The organism is Piscinibacter sp. PDB1-1, from assembly GCF_056675995.1.
Genome location: NZ_JBWVZJ010000002.1, coordinates 145,276 through 168,246, shown reverse-complemented (window position 1 = coordinate 168,246; position 22,971 = coordinate 145,276). Strand labels below are relative to the sequence as shown.

22 protein-coding genes and 1 pseudogene are annotated in these 22,971 nt (G+C 67.1%); 8 read left to right on the top strand and 15 right to left on the bottom strand.

From position 1 onward, the window contains the following. Positions 1–63 precede the first annotated feature (63 nt). Positions 64–921: a DUF2092 domain-containing protein gene (locus AC1KAR_RS12540; RefSeq protein ID WP_480318124.1), complete on the top strand. Its 858-nt coding sequence runs from the start codon at positions 64–66 to the stop codon at positions 919–921. A gap of 17 nt (positions 922–938) precedes the next feature. After that, positions 939–1,469, top strand: coding sequence for a hypothetical protein (locus AC1KAR_RS12535; RefSeq protein ID WP_480318122.1), 531 nt, complete (start codon positions 939–941; stop codon positions 1,467–1,469). 27 nt (positions 1,470–1,496) lie between these two features. Here the strand turns inward: AC1KAR_RS12535 and AC1KAR_RS12530 are convergent, their stop codons facing one another. From AC1KAR_RS12530 to AC1KAR_RS12490, 9 genes and pseudogenes are all read right to left on the bottom strand, one after another. Further along, the gene (locus tag AC1KAR_RS12530; RefSeq protein WP_480318120.1) at positions 1,497–2,081 is read right to left on the bottom strand and encodes a DsbA family protein; all 585 of its coding nucleotides are present in this window, start codon (positions 2,079–2,081) and stop codon (positions 1,497–1,499) included. A gap of 141 nt (positions 2,082–2,222) precedes the next feature. Beyond that, entirely contained in the window at positions 2,223–2,819 is a 597-nt protein-coding gene (locus AC1KAR_RS12525; RefSeq protein ID WP_480318117.1) for a hypothetical protein, read from the bottom strand. A gap of 43 nt (positions 2,820–2,862) precedes the next feature. Then, positions 2,863–3,681: an outer membrane beta-barrel protein gene (locus AC1KAR_RS12520; protein WP_480318115.1), complete on the bottom strand. Its 819-nt coding sequence runs from the start codon at positions 3,679–3,681 to the stop codon at positions 2,863–2,865. Between the two features lie 126 nt (positions 3,682–3,807). Next, entirely contained in the window at positions 3,808–4,968 is a 1,161-nt protein-coding gene (locus AC1KAR_RS12515) for an alpha-hydroxy acid oxidase (protein ID WP_480319418.1), read from the bottom strand. 186 nt (positions 4,969–5,154) lie between these two features. Continuing rightward, a pseudogene (locus tag AC1KAR_RS12510) lies at positions 5,155–5,268 on the bottom strand (sigma-70 family RNA polymerase sigma factor); the annotation flags it as partial. A gap of 35 nt (positions 5,269–5,303) precedes the next feature. Further along, complete coding sequence (locus AC1KAR_RS12505) at positions 5,304–6,023, bottom strand: cupredoxin domain-containing protein (RefSeq protein WP_480318113.1); 720 nt, start codon at positions 6,021–6,023, stop codon at positions 5,304–5,306. A 20-nt stretch (positions 6,024–6,043) separates the two neighbouring features. Further along, positions 6,044–6,478 (bottom strand): group I truncated hemoglobin, encoded by a 435-nt coding sequence (locus AC1KAR_RS12500; RefSeq protein ID WP_480318111.1) that lies wholly within the window; start codon positions 6,476–6,478, stop codon positions 6,044–6,046. Between the two features lie 13 nt (positions 6,479–6,491). After that, entirely contained in the window at positions 6,492–7,409 is a 918-nt protein-coding gene (locus tag AC1KAR_RS12495) for a DUF3034 family protein (RefSeq protein ID WP_480318109.1), read from the bottom strand. 60 nt (positions 7,410–7,469) lie between these two features. Beyond that, positions 7,470–8,702, bottom strand: a complete 1,233-nt coding sequence (locus AC1KAR_RS12490) for a Y-family DNA polymerase (protein ID WP_480318107.1) — start codon at positions 8,700–8,702, stop codon at positions 7,470–7,472. 139 nt (positions 8,703–8,841) lie between these two features. Between AC1KAR_RS12490 and AC1KAR_RS12485 the strand changes: the two genes are divergently transcribed. The 6 genes from AC1KAR_RS12485 to AC1KAR_RS12460 all read left to right on the top strand — a co-directional run bounded on the left by AC1KAR_RS12485 (position 8,842) and on the right by AC1KAR_RS12460 (position 14,924). Next, positions 8,842–10,299, top strand: a complete 1,458-nt coding sequence (locus AC1KAR_RS12485; RefSeq protein ID WP_480318105.1) for a DUF4139 domain-containing protein — start codon at positions 8,842–8,844, stop codon at positions 10,297–10,299. A gap of 118 nt (positions 10,300–10,417) precedes the next feature. Continuing rightward, on the top strand, positions 10,418–10,834 hold the full coding sequence (locus AC1KAR_RS12480) for a GFA family protein (RefSeq protein ID WP_480318103.1): 417 nt from the start codon (positions 10,418–10,420) through the stop codon (positions 10,832–10,834). A gap of 24 nt (positions 10,835–10,858) precedes the next feature. Beyond that, a complete protein-coding gene (gene senA, locus AC1KAR_RS12475) occupies positions 10,859–12,082 on the top strand; it encodes a selenoneine synthase SenA (RefSeq protein ID WP_480318101.1) in 1,224 nt (407 codons plus the stop codon). A gap of 195 nt (positions 12,083–12,277) precedes the next feature. Continuing rightward, on the top strand, positions 12,278–13,867 hold the full coding sequence (locus AC1KAR_RS12470; RefSeq protein WP_480319416.1) for an acyl-CoA dehydrogenase family protein: 1,590 nt from the start codon (positions 12,278–12,280) through the stop codon (positions 13,865–13,867). An 8-nt stretch (positions 13,868–13,875) separates the two neighbouring features. Next, a complete protein-coding gene (locus AC1KAR_RS12465; protein ID WP_480318099.1) occupies positions 13,876–14,520 on the top strand; it encodes a porin family protein in 645 nt (214 codons plus the stop codon). Positions 14,521–14,570: 50 nt separating this feature from the next. Beyond that, complete coding sequence (locus AC1KAR_RS12460) at positions 14,571–14,924, top strand: cupin domain-containing protein (protein WP_480318097.1); 354 nt, start codon at positions 14,571–14,573, stop codon at positions 14,922–14,924. 107 nt (positions 14,925–15,031) lie between these two features. Here AC1KAR_RS12460 and fdhD read toward each other — a convergent pair whose 3' ends face one another. From fdhD to AC1KAR_RS12430, 6 genes are all read right to left on the bottom strand, one after another. Continuing rightward, complete coding sequence (gene fdhD, locus AC1KAR_RS12455; protein ID WP_480318095.1) at positions 15,032–15,871, bottom strand: formate dehydrogenase accessory sulfurtransferase FdhD; 840 nt, start codon at positions 15,869–15,871, stop codon at positions 15,032–15,034. A 6-nt stretch (positions 15,872–15,877) separates the two neighbouring features. Next, complete coding sequence (locus AC1KAR_RS12450) at positions 15,878–16,102, bottom strand: formate dehydrogenase subunit delta (protein ID WP_480318093.1); 225 nt, start codon at positions 16,100–16,102, stop codon at positions 15,878–15,880. After that, positions 16,099–18,990 (bottom strand): formate dehydrogenase subunit alpha, encoded by a 2,892-nt coding sequence (gene fdhF, locus AC1KAR_RS12445; RefSeq protein WP_480318091.1) that lies wholly within the window; start codon positions 18,988–18,990, stop codon positions 16,099–16,101. Before fdhF ends, AC1KAR_RS12450 begins: the two co-directional genes overlap by 4 nt. 129 nt (positions 18,991–19,119) lie before the next feature. Continuing rightward, the gene (locus AC1KAR_RS12440; RefSeq protein ID WP_480318089.1) at positions 19,120–20,676 is read right to left on the bottom strand and encodes a formate dehydrogenase beta subunit; all 1,557 of its coding nucleotides are present in this window, start codon (positions 20,674–20,676) and stop codon (positions 19,120–19,122) included. Further along, entirely contained in the window at positions 20,673–21,158 is a 486-nt protein-coding gene (locus AC1KAR_RS12435; protein ID WP_480318087.1) for a formate dehydrogenase subunit gamma, read from the bottom strand. The genes AC1KAR_RS12440 and AC1KAR_RS12435 overlap by 4 nt, the downstream gene beginning before the upstream one ends. Positions 21,159–21,169: 11 nt before the next feature. After that, the gene (locus tag AC1KAR_RS12430; RefSeq protein ID WP_480318086.1) at positions 21,170–22,843 is read right to left on the bottom strand and encodes an OFA family MFS transporter; all 1,674 of its coding nucleotides are present in this window, start codon (positions 22,841–22,843) and stop codon (positions 21,170–21,172) included. Positions 22,844–22,971 lie beyond the last annotated feature (128 nt).

Here is a 22,971-nt window from a genome sequence, read left to right as displayed (position 1 = left end):
GCGAACCCAGAGATGGCGGGTCGGGTTCGTACGTCTTCAGGTCAAACCACAAGGAGAATTCGAATGATCGATTTGAAGTTCGCGGCCGTCCTTCCCCTGGCCCTCGCGGTGGCCGCATGCGGCACCTCGCCGCCGCCGTCGTCGTCGCAGTCGCCTGCCCCCAGCACCGAGACATCGGTCTCGCCAGCGCCTGCGCCGGCACCCATGGCGCAGGGCAAGCCCACTGCCACGACAAGCTCGGCCGCGTCGACCCAGAACCTGGTCGACCCCGCAGCCGTGCAGGCGCTGAAGTCGATGGGGGCCTATCTGCAAACGCTCAAGCGCTACGAGGTGTCGATCGATGCCAGCGGCGAGCGCGTGCTGACCGACGGTCAAAAGCTCATGCACACGGCCTCGGCCGACCTGCAGGTGGCGCAGCCCAATCGCATCCGCGTGAAGACTGCCACGGCGCTCACGACCCGGGAGCTGTTCTTCGATGGCAAGAAGGCCACGCTGAACTTCCCCACCTCGAAGTACTACTCGCAGGTCGACTACAGCGGCACGGTGGGGCAACTCGTGGGCACGCTGCGCACGAACTATGGTGTGGATCTCCCGGCGGCTGACCTGTTCGCATGGGGCACACCCGATGCGCCGTTCGACAACCTGCAGTCGGCCATGAACGCCGGCCAGGCCGTCGTGAACGGCACGCTGTGTGACCACTACGCGTTCCGCCAACCCGGGCTCGACTGGCAGATCTGGCTGAAACCGGGGAGCGAACCTCTGCCGATGCGCTTGGTGGTGACCAACCTCGAAGACGAAGCTCGGCCGCAATCGGTCACAGACTTCACCTGGAACCTGAAACCTGCCTTCAAGGACAGCAGTTTCACCTACGTGCCGCCGTCCGGCGCCAAGTCGGTTCCGTTCTCCCCGATCAAGAAATAGCCCGAGAGGTCACATCCATGAGCACGACTCAATCGATTGCCCGTACGTTCGTGGCCGCCTCGACGGCAGTGTTGCTGCTGGCTTCGTGGGGCCCGGTCGAAGCCAAACCCAACCGGGGCGGCGGCGGTGGTGCGCACGCCGGCGGCGGTGGTGGTGGCGCTCGCGCCTCGCATCCCCAGGTCAACAACGCCAAGGCGGATTCGCGTTCGCGCGAGGTGCGAAACAACAGCGTCAACAACGTCTCGTCGAACCGCAACGTCAGCAACAAGAACGTCAACGTCAACAACAACAAGAACGTCAATGTGAACGTTGACTCGAACCATCACGACGGTTGCTGCGGCTGGGACAACGACTATCACCCCGTCGCGACCGCTGCCGCTGTGACGGCCACCGTGGCCGTGACATCGGCGGTGGTGGGCTCGATGGTTCGCACCGTTCCTGCCGGATGTGCGCCGGTGAGCTACGGCGGCATGGTCTATCAGCAGTGCGGCCCGACCTGGTACATGCCGCAGGCCGGGCAGTACGTGGTCGTCAACCCGCCGTATTGAGTTCGCCGGTCGGCGCGCTGGGCCGACTCACGCCAGCAGTTCCAGCTGGCGTGCCAGTGACTTGTCGTTGAAAAGCCACTGGCCGGGCAGCAGGCGCAAGCCCTTGTCGCTCGGCCAGACCAGGGCCGGCACGCCCGTCACACCGATGGATTTCATCACTTTCCTGGCGCGGGCCAGGCGCATACGCACGGCTACTTGCAGGTGAGGGTCGGCCATGCGCTCGTGCCAGGTGGGGGCGTCGTCGCCCAGTGAGGCCGCCAGGGCCTGGGCGATCACCTCGCGATCGCTGATGTCGCGCCCCGCGACGAAGCGCTCGCGTTGCAAGGCGTGCAGGGCGTCGAGTTCGCGGCGCACGTCCCAGATCGACACGGCCGTCAGCGCCTCGGTGGCCGGGCCGCTGTCGAACGGCAGCTCCGGGTTGCGCAGCACCTTGCGCCGGTAGACATCGGTGAATCGCTGGGCGCTCATCGAGGCGATGCGCGCGTCGGCCGCTTCGATGTGCTGGCCCATCGCGCGGTCGATGCGTTTGCCGGGGTCGCCTGCGAACAGCCCGCTCGGAAGGGGCTCGACGATGCAGCTGCCCAGGTCGGCCAGCGAGTGGATGGCTGGCATGGCGCCGTAGCACCAGCCACACAAAGGGTCGTAGAGAAAAATCAGATGGTCGGGGGCCATCCGGCGAGTATGCGACAGCGCGCTGAGCCCTCGGAGCGCTTGTATCGGGTCGCAGCCAGGTGGCGACGCCGGGCGTGGCGTTCAGCCGACGGTGTCGTACAGACGCAGGATCCAGCTGATCTGATACGCCAGGCTGCCGACCGCAAAGGCCAGGTGAAAGCTGCGCCGTTTGGTGGCGATGGCGATGCCGAACAGCGCCAGGTAGGCCGTGACCCGGATCGGGTACTCGATGCCCAGCAGTCGCAGGTGCGCAGGACCCTTGAACCAGGAGTCGGCCACGTCGGCGACGCAGGCCAGCGCCATCAGCCCGAAGAACCAGCCGCGCCGCGACTCGAAGTAGTCACGGTAGCCCGTGTACTCGTCGAGGTTGTTGGGGAACAGCAAGGTGCACAGCAGGTAGTTGAGCGTCGCGTAGAACAGCACGAACGTGTAGATTCCGAAGTCCCAGTGCGTGCGATGGGTCAGCGCGAACTGCCACCACCAGAAATGGAACAGCTCGACCAGCATCGCCGCGGCCCACACCAGATGGACGGCGTCGGGCTTCTTCTGCCCCGGGTGCTGGATGAACTCGGCCAGCCCGGACAGCAGCTTGGCGATCGAGAGGCTGACCACCACGCCGAACAGCACGCGGACGTGCGCGAAGACTTCGGCGTTGGTGACGGGCTGGAGACTCTCCACGGGGATCAGGTCTCGGCGGCGGTGCCGCCGACAGGTCCGTGCCTTAGAAGCTTGCGGTGAGGGTGAGCTGCGGGCCGTGGAAGCGGTAGTCGACGCTGCCGCTCCAGTCGTCGCTGTCGGCTTCGAGGCGATAGTCGTCGGAGCGGTAGCCCAGCGCGAGTGCCCAGTTGCGCGAGAAGCTGTAGCGCAGGTTGGCCTGCAGGTTCAGCAGCCGGCCCTTGTATTCGTCGATCTTGACCTGGAAGTAGTCCACCCGGCCGGCGATCGACCATGAAGGGGAGAAGGCGTAGCTGCCGTACAGCCCCAGGGTGGGCAGCGGGGCCAACTGGGTGCGGCGCTCGGTGCGCACGCTGACAGGGCTGCCGTTCAAGCTGGCGGACCCGGAGAGAGCGACCTCGAAGTCTGTGACGTGCAAACCCAAGACCGCACCGAAGTCCGCCTCGGGCGTCTTGAAGAAGGAGTAACCGCCGCTCAGGCGATAGACCGTGGAGTCGAACTCGGAGTCGAGCGCCGCACCGATGACGAAGGTGCTGTCACCGAAGTTGATGTCGCGATCGAGTGATTTGCTTCCTTTGCGCTTGAGGCTGAAGTACTCGAACTCGATACGCCAGTTGTCACCGATGCGCGTGCCCAGCAGGATCGTCGGGAGTGTTTTGCGGTTGCTCAGCGCCAGGTCTTCTTCGAAGTCGAGTTGGGTGCCGGGCCGGGCCGTGAGCTTGGAGTCGGCGACGATGCTGGAGTCGACGTTGGGGGCGAAGGCACCGACTTCGATCCAGAACCGAGGCGGGTCGATCAGGTCCTGCGCGGCCACAGGCAGGGCGCACAGCAAGGCCATCGAAGTCAGCAAACGGCGGATGGACATCTTGTCTCCCAGGCTGTTGGTGTGGCCGCAGTATCAGCCAGAGCGGTGCCGTCGCGCCAGAGGGATGTCGGCAGGTTGGCGCTGCACGAGAGCGCCCCGCGGGGGCGCCGACCTTGCACGTCGCGCTCAGCCGGGCAGCGTGCCGGGGACGAGGATGCGGCGGTCGACAGTCCCGATGCTGGTGTGGCCGCAAAACGCCATGCTCACATCGAGTTCCTTGTAGATGAGCTCGAGGCATCGGGTGACGCCCGCCTCTCCCAGAGCGCCCAGGCCGTACAGGAATGACCGGCCGATCAGCGTGCCGCGGGCGCCGAGCGCCACTGCCTTGAGCACGTCTTGCCCGGATCGGATGCCGCCGTCCATCCACACCTCGATGCGGTTGCCGACTTCGCGGGCAATCTCGGGCAGCGCGGCGATCGAAGAAGGCGCACCGTCGAGCTGGCGCCCCCCGTGGTTCGAGACGACCATCGCGTCGGCGCCACTGTCGGCGGCCAGGCGAGCGTCTTCGACGTCCATGATGCCCTTGAGGATCAGCTTGCCGCCCCAGCGCTTCTTGATCCACTCCACGTCGTTCCAGTCAAGCTTCGGGTCGAACTGCTCGCGCGTCCAGGCGCCCAGCGAGCTCATGTCGCTCACGCCCTTGGCGTGGCCGATCAGGTTGCCGAAGCCATGGCGACGCGTGCCGGCCATGCCCAGGCACCAGCGCGGCTTGGTCATCAGGTTGAGGATGTTGGCGAGCGTCGGCTTGGGTGGTGCCGTCATCCCGTTCTTGATGTCCTTGTGGCGCTGCCCCAGGACCTGCAGGTCGAGCGTGAGCATCAGCGCCGATACGCCAGCCGCGCGGGCGCGGTCCATCAGGCGGTCCATGAAATCGCGGTCGCGCATCCAGTAGAGCTGGAACCAGAACGGCGCCTGAGTGTGGGCGCGGATGTCTTCGATCGAGCAGATGCTCATCGTCGAGAGCGTGAACGGGATGCCGAATTTCTCGGCCGCGCGGGCGGCGAGGATTTCGCCATCGGCGTGCTGCATGCCGGTGAGTCCGGTGGGCGCGATCGCCACCGGCATGTGCACGGCTTGACCGGCCATGGTGGTGGCGAGACTGCGGTTCTCCATGTTCACTGCCACGCGCTGGCGCAGCAGGATCTTCTGGAAGTCGCTCTCGTTGGCGCGGTAGGTGCCTTCGGTCCACGAGCCCGAATCGGCATAGTCGTAGAACATGCGCGGCACACGCCGCTCGGCCAGCGCGCGCAGGTCTTCGATGCAGGTGATACGGTCTGTGGAGCTCATCCGCGTTGGCGCTCGTGGCGCTTGGCTGTGCTGGGTCGGCGGATGATAGGACGCCGCCCGCGGCGAGTGGATGTGGGTTCCACTCAGCCCCGTCGCGATCATGCAAAGGTGCTTACCAGCGATAGCCCAGCGACGCGATGAACTTGCGCGGGTCGCCGTAGAAGCAGCCGTAGGTGCACGACGGCGCCACAGGTCGGTGCACAGGCCGCGCGCCATCGTGGTCAGGTAGGCGCGGGCTCCGTCGAAGCTGTCGAACTCGCGTGGTTTGTGCAGCAGGCGCGTGAAGGCGTCGTGCGCCAGGGCGGCCGCATCGCAGGAAGCCTGGTTGCGCGAGCTCAGCCGCGGCGGCGCCTGGGCACGAAGTTGAGCTGCGTGCCGGTGCTCACCGGCGTCGCGCTCACCTGCACCGGCACGCTCGCCTGGTCTTGCAGTTGGTCGGGGTGCCAGAGCGTGAGCTGGGCCGCGCCGTCGGGCACGCCGTCGATCACGGCCACGCCCTTGGCATCGGTCTTGGCGAACCACGGGGTGTCGGCCACGTAGACCTGGCCGCGCATCGAGCCGTGGATGTGGCAGCCCAGGCCGATCGGGCCGGCGGTATCGACCTTCACATCGGCGCTCGAGACGCCCGAGCCTTTCTTGGGCGGCGTGTTGGCGTAGACGTCGTTGCCGGCCGGTGCGGCGGTGGCGTTGCCGTCGAGCCGTAGCTCGAAGTTCTTGGCCGGTGCGATGCTGCCCAGCGGCCCGCTGGGGGTCGAGCGCACATGGTGGTCGTAGCTGTCCTGGTTGATGAAGCGCAGCGTGCTGCCCACCGGCACGATGGTCAGGAAGGGCACGAAGCGCGAGCCTTCCTGCACGATCACCACTGGCTTCGGCGCGGGGCTGGCCGCGGGCTTGGTGCTGGCTTGCACCAGCACGACGACGTCGGGCGCGGGCTTGCCGTCCTTGTCGGTCACGGTGAGCTGGATGCTGCCGGCATGGGCGAGGCCGCCGCCGAAGATCAGCGAGAGCAGGGCCAGGGTGTGCTTGAACATCGGCGGGCGACTGGGGTGCGTCATGGGGCGGCCTGCTATGGGTTTCACGGGGTGTTGATGATCTCGCGGTGCATGGGTGCGAGCTTGGCCAGCAGCTTGTTCTGCGTGGCGAAGGCGATGCCTTGCGCGTCCATGCTTTGCTGAAGCACCTCGACCAGCGCGTTGAAGTTGTTCTTGTTGATCTCCATGCCCGCATGGGCTGTCTTCATGTCGGGCCCGTTGCGCTTGCAGGGGCCGCCCGAGACTTCGCAGAACTGTGTCACCAGTTCCTGCTTCACGTGTTGCTGGTTCACCTCCTTGAAGAAGGGGTTCATGCGGGGATCGGCCAGCAGGCGGGTCATGAAGTCGTCCATCAGCCGCGTCAGGCCGGCTTGCGCGCCGAGTTGCTGGTACAGCGTGTCGTCGGCCGTCTGGGCGTGCGAGGTGCCGCTGAACAGGGCCGCGCCCAGCAGCAGGGAAGCGAGGAGTTTGCGGTTCATGTGGGCTCCGGTGTCAGAAGGCGATTTGCGCCGAGATGTAGCCGCCGGTTTGGCGGCGCTGCACCACCCCCGGCACGATCTTGCCGAGGTCGACGTAGGCGGCGGTGAGCGAGAAGTGCTTGCTCGGTGCCCAGGCGATGAAGAGGTCGGCCCAGTCGTCTTCATCGAGCGCCCCGGCGCCGAGCGCGGTGTTGTCCTTGAAGTTGTCGGGCTTGAAGCGGTATTCCGCGCCGATGGCGATGTTCTTGCCCAGGAGCCAGGCCAGCGAGAACTCGGGCTGCAGCGTGTAGCGGGTGTGGCCGGTGGCGCCGAAGCCGAGCAGGCCGTTCTGGTTGGCCTTGGTGGCGCGCAACGTGCCGTTGACCAGGATGCCTTGCGCGAGGAAGAGCTTGGTTGCGCTGAGGTAGACGTCGGTGCCGCTGTCCTTGGCGCCGAAGGCTTCGAGCGTGCTTTGCAGGCGGTCGGCGTCCGAGGTCTTGTACTCGACGCCGACGGCGATCTGCGGCACCCAGGTGTCGCTGTCGAGCACGGCATCGCCGGCCAGGCGCAGCTTGGCGCCGACGATGTTCTGCTTCAGGCGCAGGCCGGTGAGGCCCAGCGCACCGCCCACCGGCCCGGTGTCGAAATCCTGCCGTGCGACCGAGAGCTCGATGCGCTCGCCGTAGCTCACGGCAGCGCCGTAGACATTGAGGCCGTAGTCGCGTGTCTTCACGCGGGTGGCGAAGGCCGAGCCGCCGAGCTCGCCGGCGGTGCCGTAGCCGCCGGTCACGGCCCATGGGGTGAGGCCACCGCCCGCTGCGCCGTCGATGCTGCTCACCCCGCCGGTGAGGAGCAGCTTGCCGCCGTACTGGCTGCTTTGTGCCCAGGCGGTCGGGGTGGCGAGCGCGAGCACCAGGGCGGCGCGGGCCAGGGGCCGGGTTGATACGGGCATGGAATCCTCCTCTCCGAATGCGTTTCTTGCAGCAGATACGCAATGCGGGGCGATTTGGATTCAGGCCGTGTTCGACGAGCCGCTGTTTTCGTCGAAAAGTGGCAAAGGAGCGAGGTAGGCCGCGGGCGGCTCGTGCACCGCCGGGGCGGCTTGGGCCGCATGCGGATCGAGCAGTTCGGCCAGCTTGGCGAGGTTGCCCGCTCGCACGCCCAGCAGGCGCAGGCGGCGTGACAGATCCACCCGCTTGAGGCATTCGCCCGCGGCGCGGCGGATCGTTCTCGCGTCCAGGGTGTGCGCGGGCAGCGTGAGGTCGCGCGTGACGATCTTGAAATCGTCGAAGCGCAGCTTGATGCCGATGGTCTTGGCCGCGTAGCCCTTGCGGCTGAGGTCGTCTGCCAGCTCCATGCACAGCTCGGTGAAGATCGGCGTGAGGGTGCGGCGGTCGCGCACGGCGTGCAGGTCGCGCTCGAAGGTGGTCTCGCGGCTCATCGACACCGGTTCGCTGTGGGTGACCACCGAGCGCTCATCTCGCCCATGCGCTGCGGCATGCAACCAGGCGCCGTAGTTCTTGCCGAAGTGCGCAAGCAGGAAGGCGGGGTCGGCGGCAGCGATGTCGCCCACGGTGTGCAAGCCCACGCTCGCCAGCTTCTCGCTTGCCTTGGGGCCGATGCCGTTGACCTTGCGGGCCGCCAGCGGCCAGATGCGCGCCGGGATCTCGTCGGCCCGAAGCAGCGTCAGCCCATCGGGCTTGTCGAACTCGGAGCACAGCTTGGAGAGCAGCTTGTTGGGTGTGATGCCCACCGAGCAGGTGAGGCCGCCGGTGGCCTCGCGCACGGCGTCCTTGAGTTGCTGGCCAATGGCCCGGCCGCCGTCGTCAAGCGCGCCGGGGAGGTCGGTGAGGTCGATGTAGATCTCGTCGATGCCGCGGTCTTCGACCAGGGGTGCAATGCGCCGCACGGCGGCCTTGAAGAGCCGCGAGTACTTGCGGTACTGCTCGAAATCGACCGGCAGAAGCACCGCATCGGGCGCCAGCTTGGCCGCCTTCATCGTGCCCATGGCCGAGAACACGCCGAGTGCGCGCGCTTCGTAGGTGCTGGTGGTGAGCACGCCACGCCCGGTGTAGTCGCGCAGCCGGGCGTAGCGGCGCGTGCCGTCGGGCAGGAGCACCGGCCGGCTGTCGCGCCCGCCACCGATCACCACCGGCAGGCCTTTGAGGTCGGGGTAGCGAAGCAGCTCCACGGACGCATAGAAGGCGTCCATGTCGAGGTGGGCTATGAGGCGCGGCGCGGCCATGAGGGCTGTATTTTCATACAGCCTTTGCTCGGGCGCCGAGAACTTTTCGTGGCGCGTTTCACCCCGTTCGTTCAGGTGCGCCGTGCAAGTGGGTGTGGCCCCTGGCCCGCAACCCCTGCAACCCTCTGGAGAAACCTTCATGGCTACCGCTTTCCCCGCCGCCCGCACCGCACTCCTGACCACGCTGGCGATCGCCGCCGCGCATGTGTGCGCGCAGCCCGCCGAAACCGAACGGCGCAGCACGCTCGACCAGCAGCAATCGGTGGCGGTGACGATCTACAACGACGACCTGGCGCTTGTGAAAGACGCGCGCAACGTCACGCTCGGCATCGGCAGCAACCGCCTGGCCCTGCGCGACGTGAGCGGGCGCATGCGGCCCGAGACGGCGCAACTGCGCAGTTTGTCGAACCCCGGCTCGTTCGACATGCTGGAGCAGAACTTCGACTTCGACCTGCTCACGCCCGCCAAGCTGCTAGAGAAGTACGTGGGCCGCAGCGTGCGCATCGTCAAGACGCACCCGCAGACCGGCGCCGAGACCGTCGAGACCGCGCAGGTGCTGTCGGCCGCGCAGGGCGTGGTGCTGAAGATCGGCGACCGCATCGAGACCGGCGTGCCGGGCCGCATCGTCTACGACAACGTGCCGGCCAACCTGCGCGACCGGCCGACGCTCGTGACCGAGTTGAACAGCCGGCGTGGCGGGGCGCAGTTGATGGAGCTCTCATACTTGACGGGTGGCTTGTCGTGGAAGGCTGATTACGTGGCCGAACTGGGCAGCGACGACAGCACGCTCGACCTCAACGGCTGGGTGACGCTCACCAACCGGAGCGGCACCAGCTACTCGAACGCCAAGCTGCAGCTCGTGGCCGGCGACGTCAACCGCGTGAAGCAGGAGATCCGCCATGCGCGCGCGGACATGATGATGTCCGCCAAGGCCATGCCGGCGGCCGCGCCCATGGCACAAGAGGCCTTGTTCGAGTACCACCTGTACACGCTCGGGCGGGCGACCACGCTGGCCGACAACCAGACCAAGCAGGTGGCGCTGCTCAGCGCGAATCGAGTGCCTGTGGTGAAGGAGTTGCTGCTGCAGGGAAGCGACTACTACTACGGCTCCAGCGTGGGCGACATCGGCCAGAAGCTCAAGGCCGGCGTGTACGTGGAGTTCAGCAACCGCGAGAACTCGCACCTGGGCATGCCGATGCCCAAGGGCGTGGTGCGCGTCTACAAGCGCGACAGCGCGGGCAATGCACAGTTCGTAGGCGAGGACAACATCGATCACACGCCCAAGAACGAGAAGGTGCGCCTCAAGCTCGGCGACGCGTTCGACGTGACCGCCGACAAGAAGCAGACCGACTACCGGCGCCGCGAACCCAACAACCGCGCGAGCCACGTGAGCGAGAGTGCCTACGAGATCGTGGTGCGCAACGCGAAGGCCGAACCCGTGACGGTGACCGTGCGCGAGCCGGTGCCCGGCGACTGGAGCATGGTCGACGAGTCGCACAAGCACAGCAAGGTCGCCGCCGGCACGGCCGAGTGGAAGCTGGCAGTGCCCGCAGGCGGCAGTACCACGCTGAAGTACCGCGTGCTCGTGAGGTACTGAGGTCGTCGGGGTTCTCGCGCCCCGGGCTGGAGACTCTCCGCTAAAGTGCAAGAGGCCTGTCGCTCAGGTTGTGCGCATGCGGCGCGCAACGGGCGTGGGGCGACTCAACCGGAGCGCCATGACCTTTACTGCCAACTGCCTCTGCGAGGGCGTGAAGTTCCGCCTCATGACGGACACGCTCGCGCCGGTTCAGATCTGCCATTGTTCGCAGTGCCGGCGCGCGCAAGGCACGCCGTTCGCGAGCAACCTGCCGGTGTCGCGGGCCGACTTCCAGCTCGACAGCGGCAGCGAGCTGCTCACCGAGTACGAATCCTCGCCGGGCAAGAAGCGGGCGTTCTGCCGCCGATGCGGCTCGCCCATCTACAGCCGGCGCGACGAGATCCCAGGCACCTTGCGCATCCGCGCCGGGCTCATCAACGAGCCGCTGCCGGCGGGGGTGGAAGCGCACTTCTGCGTGGACAGCAAGGCCAACTGGTGGCCGATCAACGACGACCTGCCACAGCACGCGGGCGTCTACGTGCCGCCCACGGCCTGAACAACGTCGCAGGAGAAGCCCGGCATGCTCGACTTCGAAGCCCCACCCATCGAGTCGTCGCAGATGCGGCGTGCCGGCAAGGGATTGCTGTCCCTCGCGCTGATGGACGCGCGCAATCACACGCTTCGCTGGATGAGCGCGCTGGAGTCGCAGCTCGTCGATCCGCCGTGGTCGGTGCCCATGCACCCGGAGATCAACCCGCCGCTGTGGTCGTTCGGCCACCTGGGCTGGTACCAGGAGCACTGGATCGCGCGCAACGTGCAGCGCCAGCGTGGCGAGCATGCCGAGGTCGACACCTCGCGGCTGGCTTCGATCGACCCCTTCTCCGATGAGTGGTACGACCCCTTGCTCGCCCCGCACGGCGCGCGCTGGCAGCTCCCGCTGCCGCATGCCCAGGCCACGCGGCAGTATCTGGCCGACACGCTCGACACCACGCTCGAACTGCTCGAACACGCGAGCGACGAAGACGATTCGCTGTATTTCTTTCGCCTGGCGCTCTTTCGTGAAGACATGCAGTGCGAGGCCTTTGCCGAGCTTTCGCAAACGCTGGAGTTCGACGCCGGGTTGCTCTCGCCGCTGGCCACGCTGCCTCCGCGCGATCCGCTCACATTCCCCGCAGCGCGATGGCTGCTCGGCAGCGCGCCGGACGGTTTCGCCTTCGACAACGAGCGCGCGGCCAACGAGCACGAGGTGCCCGAGTTCGAGATCGATGCGCAGCCCGTCACCTGGGCGCAGTACTGCGAGTTCGTCGAAGACGGCGGGTATGACGACGCCGACGTCTGGTCGCCCGAAGGCTGGTCGTGGGTGCAGCAGGGGGGCCGGCGCACCCCGCGGCATGTGGATCAGATGCGCCACAGCGTGCTGCTGCAGCGCTTTGGCAAGCTCACCCGTGCGCCGATGGCGCAGCCCGCCATGCATGTGAGCTGGTACGAGGCCGATGCCTGGTGCCGCTGGGCCGGCCGGCGCCTGCCGACCGAGCTGGAGTGGGAGCTGGCTGCGCACAACGGACTGAGCCGCGGCTTCCGCTACGGGCAGGTCTGGGAGTGGACGGCAGGGAGCTTTCGCCCCTACCCGGGCTTCGTGGCCGGCCCCGATCGCAACTACTCGCTGCCGGCCTTCGGCTCGCACAAGGTGCTGCGCGGCGCATCCTTTGCCACGCGCGAGCGCATGCGCCACCCGAAGTTCAGGCGCTTCCTGCTGCCGCAGCGCGACGACGCATTCACAGGCTTCAGAAGCTGCGCGATCTGAGCGCGGCTCGGCCAGAGGAGACGAAACACCATGACCCAGCCGCCCATCTCTCTTGCCGACAAATCTCTCCCGCACACCTCTCGCCCCGACACCGCCGCGCCTGACAGCGCCAGGCCCACCACCTTCGAGCCCGATCGCTACTTCGCCAGCACCCACGCCGTCACAAACGTGTCGAACGAGCTGTGCGACTACAACATGTACGACCAGGACCACGCACTGCGCAACGCGGTGCAACGCCACGGTGCGGGTTGGGCCGACGACAGCCTGCGTGAGTTCGGCCACCTGGCCGGCCGCGCCGAGTACCTGGAGCTCGGTGCGCTGGCCAACAAGTACACGCCCGAACTCGACACGCACGACCGCTTTGGCAACCGCATAGACCTGATCCGCTTCCACCCGGCGTACCACACGCTCATGAAGACGGCCATCGAGCATGGCCTGCACGCCGAGCCCTGGAGCAACCCGCGCGCCGGCGCCCATGTGGCCCGCGCTGCGCGCTACTACATGCAGACGCAGGTGGAAGCGGGCCACGGCTGCCCGATCACCATGACCTTCGCCGCCGTGCCGGCGCTGCGTACCACGCCTGCGCTCGCCAAACTGTGGGAGCCGCGCATCACGGCGCGCGTCTATGACCCGCGCAACGTGCCCGATGCCCAGAAGCAGGGCGTGACCATCGGCATGGCGATGACCGAGAAGCAGGGCGGCTCCGACGTGCGCGCCAACAGCACGCGTGCCTTTCCGGTCGGTACGCCCGGAGAGGGGCAGGCGTACGAACTGGTGGGCCACAAGTTCTTCGTGTCCGCGCCGATGTGCGACGCCTTTCTCGTGCTTGCGCAGACGCCCGCCGGCCTGTCGTGCTTCATCGTGCCGCGCTGGCGGCCCGATGGCACGAAGAACCCGCTGCAGATCGTGCGGCTCAAGCGCAAGATGGGCAATGCCTCCAACGCGTCGAGCGAGACCGAGCTGCGCGGTGCCCTGGGCTGGATGCTGGGCGAAGAAGGCCGCGGCGTGCGCACCATCATCGACATGGTCGCCATGACGCGCTTCGATTGCATGATCGGCTCGTCGGCCGGCCAGCGCGCGGCCGTGTCGCATGCGCTGCACCACTGCGCGCAGCGTTCGGCCTTCGGTGCACGCCTCAACGAGCAACCGCTCATGACCAACGTGCTGGCCGACATGGTGCTCGAGAACGAAGGCAGCCTCGCGCTCACGATGCGCATGGCGCAGGCGCTCGATACCGCCAGCGACCCGCACGAAGACCTGCTTGCGCGCCTGTGCACCGCGGTCGGCAAGTACTGGATCTGCAAGCGCACACCGCAGCACGCCTACGAGGCCATGGAGTGCATTGGTGGCAGCGGCGTGATGGAGGACAGCATTTTTCCGCGCCTGTTCCGCGAGTCGCCGGTGAACGCGATCTGGGAGGGCAGCGGCAACATCCAGTGCCTCGACACCCTGCGCGCGATCCAGAAGTCGCCCAAGGTGCTCGATGCGTACTTTGATGAAGCGCGCCGCGCGGGCGGTAGCAACCCGCTGCTCGAACGCTGGCTGAACGATCTGCACCGCGACCTGCGCGATGCCGACCAGATCGAGTACCGCTCGCGCGAGCTGGTCGACCGGCTGGCGCTGGGCATGCAGGCCGCGTTGCTGTTGCAGCATGCGCCCGATGTGATCGCATCGGCCTTCTGCGCCTCGCGCCTCGCACCGACCGGGGCACGCAACTACGGCACCTTGCCCAAGGGCGTGGATTGCCGAGCCATCGTCGACCGCGCCACACCGCAACCGAGCTAAGGCACCGCATGCACAACAAACCTTCGAGCCACCGCCTTGCGCGCGCCACCTGGGCTGCAGGTGTCGCCGCGGTGCTCTGCGCCGTCACGCCCGCGTCCATGGCTCAGGGCTCGGCCGTCACGTTCTATGGCGGCGCGCGGGCGGGTGGCGAGTTCGTCGACGACAACGCCTCCGGCTCCCACGTGAAGCTCGACGACAGCGCCACCGGCGCCGTGAGCTTCGAGTGGCTGTTCTCCGATGGCCAGCAGGGGCAGGTCTTCTACTCCTTCCAGCGCAGTGCCTTGCCGGGCTCGGTGGCGAACCAGGCCGATGCGATCCCGGTCAACATCAGCTACCTGCATGCCGGTGGGCGTGTGTTCTTCGAGGGCAGCTACAACACGCACGCCGGGTATGTGGTGGGTGGGCTGGGCATCACGCACTTCGCGCCGCGTGGCAACGGCCTGTCGTCCGAGGTGCGCCCCTCGGGCAACCTCGGCCTCGGCTTCCAGTGGATGTTCTCGCCGCAGGTGGCGCTGCGCGCCGAGGTGCGCGGCTACCTCACGCTGGTCAACAGCAACGGCGGCTTCTTCTGCTCCGGGGGCTGCGTGGTGTCGATTCGCGGCGACACGGTCAATCAGTTCGACGGTCTCGTCGGGCTGTCGATCGGGTTCTGAACGGCGCAGCCAGCCTGGTCAAGCTCTTTCCCAACGAACCAATCGATCACATGGCCATCCCACACGCAAGCTCCGCCCAGGTCATCGACGTCCAACCCCTGGGCACGCGCCTGGCGAGCGAAAAGACGATTGCGCTGTTCAAGTCCGAGCAACTGGAAGTGATCCGGCTGGTGCTGCGAGCTGGCAAGTCGTTCCCGCCGCACAGCGTGCCCGGCGAGATCACCATCCACTGCATCGAAGGCGAGCTCGACGTCACGGCCGAAGGGCACAGCCACGTGCTGCATGCGGGCGAGATGCTTTACCTCAAGGGTGGCGTGGAGCACAGCGTGCAAGCGCTGCAGGACGCTTCGGCCTTGGTCAGCATCGTGCTGGACAAGGGGCTACAGCACGCGCCCCAGATCTAGCGACCAGGTGAAGTCGCGCGCGGGTCTGGCGCGCTCTTCGACCGTTGGCAACCACAGCACATCGCGCGCAAGCTGTCGTTGTGGCGAGGGCAAGCGTCGGCTTCTTCTCACCCCTCTGCGTCTTCTCCATCAGGTGGACAGCGCCCGGCGGGTCGCCCGGTGTAGCGCACCGCCTGCTCGCCGCGGCAGAAGCCGTACAGCTGCATCCCCGCCTGCCGGGCGATGTCGACCGCGAGCGTGGTGGGCGCGGAGATGGTCGCCAGCACGGGCACGCCCATGCGCGCGCATTTGCGCACCAGTTCGTAGCTCGCACGGCTGGACATCACCACGAAGCCATCGTCGAAGCGCAGCCGTGCCTGGGCGCGCTGGCCCAGCAGCTTGTCGAGCGCGTTGTGGCGGCCCACGTCTTCCATCACGGTGGTGATCTCGCCTTCGGGTGTCACCCAGGCCGCAGCATGGTGAGCGCCGGTGAGGGCGTTGAGCGGCTGGCGTGAGGGCAAGTGCGCAAACGCGCGCAGCAAGGTGTCGATCGACAACTGCGCCGCCCAGGCGGGCGGCTGCACAGGCTCGGGCACGAGGTCGAGGCGCGTCAGGCTGTCGATGCCGCACAGCCCGCAGCCTGTGCGGCCGACGAGGCTGCGGCGCTGCTCCTGCAGCCTCGCGGCGGCGCCGGTGGCCACTTCGAGCTGAATCTCGATGCCTGCGCTGACTTCGATCACGTCGATGCCGCGGCATTCGTCGCGCGAACTGAGCAAGCCTTCGGAGAGCGCGAAGCCGAGCGCGAAGGCCTCCAGGTCGGCGGGCGTCGCCATCATCACGGCATGCGAGATGCCGTTGAAGACCAGCGCCACGGGCACCTCGGCGGCGATGCGGTCTTGCTGCGCGCCACCTTCGCGGCGCTGTACCGACACCTCGCGTGTGGGCTCCATGCCTACATGTTCACTCACGCCGCCTCAGGCCAGCACACCGCGGTGGCTGGTGATGGCGTGCAGCACGGCGGGGTGCAGGTCGCTGCCGCCCTCGGTGTCGATGTGCTCCAGCAGGGCGCGCCGCATGCGCGGCTCCCAGAACTTCTTGATGTGGATGGCGATGCCTTCCTCGGCCTCCACCGGGTCGGGGATCGACTCGAAGTAGTTGCCGATCTGGTTGGCCATCTTCACGAGGTTGGCGGCTTTCATTTGGCGCCCACCTCGTGCGTCGCCGCCTGCAAAAGCTCTTGCTGCACCTTGTCGAAGCGGCTGTACTCCTGCTGCCAGGCCGAAGGCTGCATCACCGGCATCACCTGCACCGCGGTCACCTTGTACTCGGGGCAGTTGGTGGCCCAGTCGGAGCTGTCGGTGGTGATTACGTTGGCACCCGACTCAGGGAAGTGGAAGGTGGTGTAGACCACGCCCGGCTGCATGCGTTCGCTGATGACGGCGCGCAGCACGGTCTCGCCCGCGCGGCTGTGGATGCCGACCCAGTCGTCCTGCTTGATGCCGCGTTCTTCGGCGTCGTGCGGGTGGATTTCCAGTCGGTCTTCGCTGTGCCACTGGTTGTTGGGCGTGCGCCGTGTCTGCGCACCCACGTTGTACTGCGACAGGATGCGCCCGGTGGTGAGCAGCAGCGGGAACTTGCGCGTGACCTTCTCGTCGGTGGCCACGTACTTGGTGATCATGAAGCGGCCCTTGCCGCGCACGAACTTGCCCATGTGCATGATCGGCGTGCCCTCGGGCGCCGCCTCATTGCAGGGCCATTGCACGCTGCCCATCTCTTCGATCTTCTTGAAGCTCACGCCGTGGAAGGTGGGCGTGAGCGCCGCGATCTCGTCCATGATCTGCGACGGGTGCGTGTAGTTCATCGGGTAGCCGAGCGCGTTGCTCAGCGCCACGGTCACCTCCCAATCGGCCTTGCCCGCCTGCGGCGGCATCACCTTGCGCACGCGCGAGATGCGGCGCTCGGCGTTGGTGAAGGTGCCGTCCTTCTCGAGGAACGACGATCCCGGCAGGAACACGTGCGCGTACTTGGCCGTCTCGTTCAGGAATAGGTCTTGCACCACGATGCATTCCATGGACATCAGCGCCTCGGCCACGTGCTGCGTGTTGGGGTCGGACTGCACGATGTCCTCGCCCTCGCAGTACAGGCCCTTGAAGCTGCCGCTGAGTGCCGCGTCGAACATATTGGGGATGCGCAGGCCCGGCTCGGCCTGCAGCGTCACGCCCCAGGCCTCTTCGAACGAGCTGCGCACCGTGCTGTCGGACACATGCCGGTAGCCCGGCAGCTCGTGCGGGAACGAACCCATGTCGCACGAGCCCTGTACGTTGTTCTGCCCGCGCAGCGGGTTCACGCCCACGCCTTCGCGGCCGACGTTGCCGGTGACCATGGCCAGGTTGGCGATGCCCATGACCATCGTGGAGCCCTGGCTGTGCTCGGTCACGCCCAGGCCGTAGTAGATGGCGGCGTTCGGGCGGCGCCCGATGGGGGCCGCGCCATCGCTCGAACCGGTGGCGTACAGGCGCGCCGCAGCGCGCACCTCGGCTGCCGGCACGCCGGTCTCGGCTTCGAGCGCCTCGGGCGAGTTATCGGGCAGGGAGACGAAGTTGCGCCAGTCGTTGAAGGACTTCGGGTCGCAGCGCTCGGCCACATAGGCCTCGTCGACAAGGCCTTCGGTGACGATCACGTGCGCAAGCGCCGAGATGATCGCCACGTTGGTGCCGGGGCGCAGTTGCAGGTGGTGCTCGGCGCGGATGTGCGGCGACTTCACGATGTCGATGCGGCGCGGGTCGATCACGATCAGCTTGGCACCTTCGCGAAGGCGCTTCTTCATGCGCGATGCGAACACCGGGTGGCCGTCGGTCGGATTCGCGCCGATGACCATGATCACGTCGGCCTTCTCGACCGACTTGAAGGTTTGCGTGCCGGCCGATGTGCCGTAGGTCTGCCCGAGGCCGTAGCCGGTGGGCGAGTGGCAGACACGCGCGCAGGTGTCGACGTTGTTGTTGCCGAAGGCCGCGCGCACCAGCTTCTGGACGAGGTAGGTCTCTTCGTTCGTGCATCGCGACGAGGTGATGCCGCCGATGCTGTCGCGCCCGTGCTGCGCCTGGATGCGCTTGAACTCGCTGGCGGCGTGGCTGATGGCTTCGTCCCAGCTCACCTCTTGCCACGGGTCGGTGATCTTGGCGCGGATCATCGGCTTGGTGATGCGGTCCTTGTGCGAGACGTAGCCCCACGCGAAGCGACCCTTCACGCACGAGTGGCCTTCGTTGGCCTTGCCGTCCTTCCACGGCACCATGCGGACCACCTCGTTGCCCTTCATCTCGGCCTTGAACGAGCAGCCCACGCCGCAGTAGGCGCAGGTGGTGATGACGCTGTGCTCGGGCTGGCCGAGCCAGATCACGCTCTTCTCCTGCAGCGTGGCGGTGGGGCAGGCCTCGACGCAGGCGCCGCAGCTCACGCACTCGCTCTCCATGAAGGACTGGTCCTGCCCGGCCGACACGCGCGATTCGAAGCCGCGCCCGCTGATGGTCAGCGCAAAGGTGCCCTGCGTTTCTTCACAGGCCCGCACGCAGCGGTTGCAGACGATGCACTTGCTCGGGTCGTAGCTGAAGTAGGGGTTGGATTCGTCCTTCTGGTCTTTCAGGTGGTTGGCACCGTCGAAGCCGTAGCGCACGTTGCGCAGGCCGGTCACGCCGGCCATGTCCTGCAGCTCGCAGTTGCCGTTGGCGCTGCAGGTGAGGCAGTCGAGCGGGTGGTCGCTGATGTACAGCTCCATCACGCCCTTGCGCAACTCCTGCAGCTTGGGGCTCTGAGTGCGCACGTTCATGCCGGCTTCGGCCGGCGTGGTGCACGAGGCGGGGTAGCCCTTGCGGCCGTCGATCTCGACGAGGCACAGGCGGCACGAGCCGAAGGGCTCCAGGCTGTCCGTGGCGCAGAGCTTGGGCACCTTCACGCCGGCGTCCATCGCGGCGCGCATCAGCGAGGTGCCGGCGGGTACGGTGACTTCAGCGCCGTCGATCGTGAGGGTGACCTCTCGCTCTGATTCGCGCTTGGGCGTGCCGAAGTCGGTTTCTTTCAGATGATCGAGCATGGGGGCTCCTCAATAGCAATCGTTTTGCATGCCACCACCCGCTCAGCCTGAGGTATCGAAGGCGTGCTCAGACCGTGCCGGGCCTTCGATACCTCAGGCTGAGCGGACGGTGACATGCGACCAAACATCTCAGGCGGCCTTGGCGGTGGGGGCTTCGATGCCGAAATCCTGCGGATAGTGGTTCAGCGCCGACAGAACCGGGTACGGCGTCATGCCGCCCATCGCGCACATCGATCCGTGAACCATGGTGTCGCACAGGTCGCGCAGCAACTGCACCTGCTGCGGCCGGTTCTGGTTGCGGGTGATCTTGTCGATGACCTCCACGCCACGCGTGGAGCCGATGCGGCAGGGCGTGCACTTGCCGCAGCTCTCGATGGCGCAGAACTCCATCGCGTAGCGCGCCAGCTGCGACAGATCGGCGGTGTCGTCGTGCACCACGATGCCGCCGTGGCCCACCACGGCGCCCAGGGCGGCGTAGGCCTCGTAGTCGAGCGGCACGTCCCACTGCGATTCGGGCAGGTAGGCGCCGAGCGGGCCGCCCACCTGAACTGCCTTGATCGGGCGCCCAGAAGCCGAGCCGCCGCCGTAGTCGTAGAGCAGTTCGCGCAAGGTCACGCCGAAGGCCTTCTCGACCAGGCCACCGTGCTTGATGTTGCCCGCAAGCTGGATCGGCAGCGTGCCGTGCGAGCGGCCCACGCCGTAGTTCTTGTAGTAGGCCGCGCCGCGCGCCAGGATGATGGGCACGGTGGCCAGCGTGATCACGTTGTTGATGACGGTGGGCTGGCCGAACAGGCCCGCCACGGCCGGCACCGGCGGCTTGGCGCGCACGATGCCGCGCTTGCCCTCCAGGCTTTCAAGCAGCGCGGTCTCTTCACCGCACACGTACGAGCCGGCACCCTTGCGCACTTCGAGCGCGAAGTGGTGGGTGGACCCCAGGATGTTGCGACCCAGGTAGCCGGCCGATTCGGCGCGTCGGATCGCCTCGCCGAGGGTGACGATCGTGTGCGGGTACTCCGAGCGCACATACACGTAGCCGTGCGTGGCTCCGGTGGCGAGGCCGGCGATCACCATGCCTTCGATCAGCACGAAGGGGTCGCCCTCCATCGTCATGCGGTCAGAGTAGGTGCCCGAATCGCCTTCGTCGGCGTTGCAGACGATGTACTTCTGCGCGGCTGGCGTGGCGGCCACCGTCTTCCATTTGATGGCGGCCGGAAAGGCGGCGCCGCCGCGGCCGCGCAGGCCGCTGTCCATCACCTCCTGCACGATCTGCTCGCGCGTGAGGGTGAGCGCACGCCGCAGGCCGGCAAAGCCTTCGTGCGTGGTGTAGTCGTGCAGCGAGAGCGGGTCGGTGACGCCCATGCGGGCAAAGGTGAGGCGCTCCTGCTTTCTCAGGAAGGGGATGTCTTCGGTGATTCCCAGGCGCAGGCCGTGCGCGCCGCCGGCCAGGAAGCCGGCGTCGAACAGTGCAGCCACGTCGCCCGCGTCGACCGGGCCATAGGCGATGCGGCCTTGCGGGGTCTGCACCTCGACCATCGGCTCCAGCCAGAACAGGCCGCGCGAACCGTTGCGCACCAGGTTGATCGAGATGTTGCGCTCGCGGGCTTCGTCGGCGATGCGGCGGGCCACGCCGTCGGCCCCCACGGCGAGCGCGGCCGAGTCGCGTGGTACGTAGACCGTGATGCTCATCCGTTGCTCCGTGCTTCGGCAATCAGGGCGTCGAACCGCTTCGGCGTGACGCGCGCATGCACTTCGTCGCCGATCACGATGGCCGGCGACGAGGCGCACAGGCCCAGGCAGTACACCGGCTCCAGCGTGAACGCGCCGTCGGCCGAGTGACCGTGCACCGCGCAGCCCAGGCGCTGTTGCGCGTGGTCGAGCAGCGCATCGGCCCCCATGGCCTTGCACGATTCGGCGCGGCAGACCTGCACCACGCGCCCGGCTGCCGGCTCGGCGCGGAAGTGGTGGTAGTAGGTGATGACGCCGTGCACCTCGGCCCGCGACAGGTTCAGCACGCTGGCGATCTCGGGCACCACGTCGGCCGGGATGTGGCCGAGCGTGTCCTGCAGCTCATGCAGGATGGGCAGCAGGGCGCCGGGTTCATCGGCGCGGCGCGCGAGCACCTCGCGCACCTGGGCCAGTGTCTCGGGCGATGAGGTCACGGTCGTCATCGGGGCAGCCTTCAGTGGAAGAACTTCGCGGTGCTCAGCAGCGTGCGGTACACGCCCCAGGCCAGCGGGATGCCCACCACCGCCCAGGCCAGCACCACCACGAACATCGGCGTCTTGCTGCTGGAGACCGGTGCCGAACCCACCTCGGCGGCGCTGGCGCGTTCATGTGCGAGGCGCTTTTCTTCGGCGAGCTCGGCGTCGGACATGAACCACTTGTCGGCCACCGGGCGGATCATCAGGTTGCAGATGAGGCCGATCACCAGCATGCCCACCAGGATGTACATGGTCTGGTTGTAGACCTGCTCACGCGGCAGGCCCATGCCGAGCTGGTAGTCGCGCATGTAGTTCACGACCACCGGGCCCAGGATGCCGGCCGTGGCCCAGGCGGTGAGCAGGCGGCCGTGGATGGCGCCCACCATCTGCGTGCCGAACAGGTCGGCCAGGTACGCGGGCACGGTCGAGAAGCCGCCGCCGTACATGCTCAGGATGACGCAGGCTGCGGCCACGAAGAGCAGCATGCTGCCCGCAGCGGCGCTGCCCGGCATAGAGGCATAACAGATGCCGCCCAGCACGAAGAACACCACGTAGGTCATCTTGCGACCCAGCTTGTCGGACAGGCTGGCCCAGAAGAACCGCCCGCCGATGTTGAAGAGGCTCAGCAGCGCGGTGAAGCCTGCCGCCACGCCCGCGATGGCGGTGAGTTGGGCCTTGTCGAGTTCGCCGAACTTCTTGGCCACGCCGATCAGGCTGCCGCCGAACACCTCTTGCAGCATGGGGCTGGCCATGCCGATCACGCCGATGCCGGCCGAGACGTTCATGCACAGCGCCAGCCAGACCAGCCAGAACTGCGGGATGCCCCAGACCTTCTTCACGTGCACGTGGCGCTGCGTGATCATGGCGTTGCCGCCTTGCGCGGCAGGCGGTGTCCAGCCGGCGGGTTTCCAGCCGGTGGGTGGCACGCGGTAGCCGAAGGCGCCGCCCAGCATGAAGACGAAGTAGATCAGCGCCATCACGATGAAGGTCTGCATCACGCCCACGTCCGTGGGGCTGGAGAAGCTCTTCATCAGCTCGGCCGCGAGCGGCGAGCCGATCATGGCGCCGCCGCCGAAGCCCATGATCGCCATGCCGGTGGCCATGCCGCGCCGGTCAGGGAACCACTTGATCAGCGTGCTCACGGGCGAGATGTAGCCCAGCCCCAGGCCGATGCCGCCGATCACGCCCGAGCCGAGGATCATCAGCCAGAACTGGTGCAGGTGAATGCCCAGCGCCGAGATCAGCATGCCGCCGCACCAGCACACGGCCGACACCACACCGGCCTTGCGCGGGCCCGCGCGCTCCAGCCAGCCGCCCCAGATCGCGGCGGCGCAGCCGAGGAACACGAAGAACAGGGTGTACATCCAGCCCAACGTGGAGATCTTCCAGTCGCAGGTGCTGGTGAAGAGTTCGGCGAAGAAGCCGACCTCGGGGCCGCACTTGATCGCCTCCTTGATGCCCAGCGCCTTCGACAGCGGCAGCCAGAACACCGAGAAGCCATACGCCATGCCGATGCACAGGTGGATGGCAAGTGCCGCTGGCGGCACCACCCAGCGGTTGAAGCCTGGGCCCGCGATGGTGCGTTCCTTGTCCAGCAAGCCGGGGGCACTGCCTGCGGCAGCCCCTACCGTTCCCAATCCGACTGACGACATAGTTGGTCTCCAATGTGTGGTCGCCCTCCGATCAAATATGCGTTGGAGGGCATAATCTGAGCCTGTCGTGTAGGCCTGCCAAGCAATGTATGTAGCGGTACTCGTAGGCGCAATAGGGTTTCTGCATA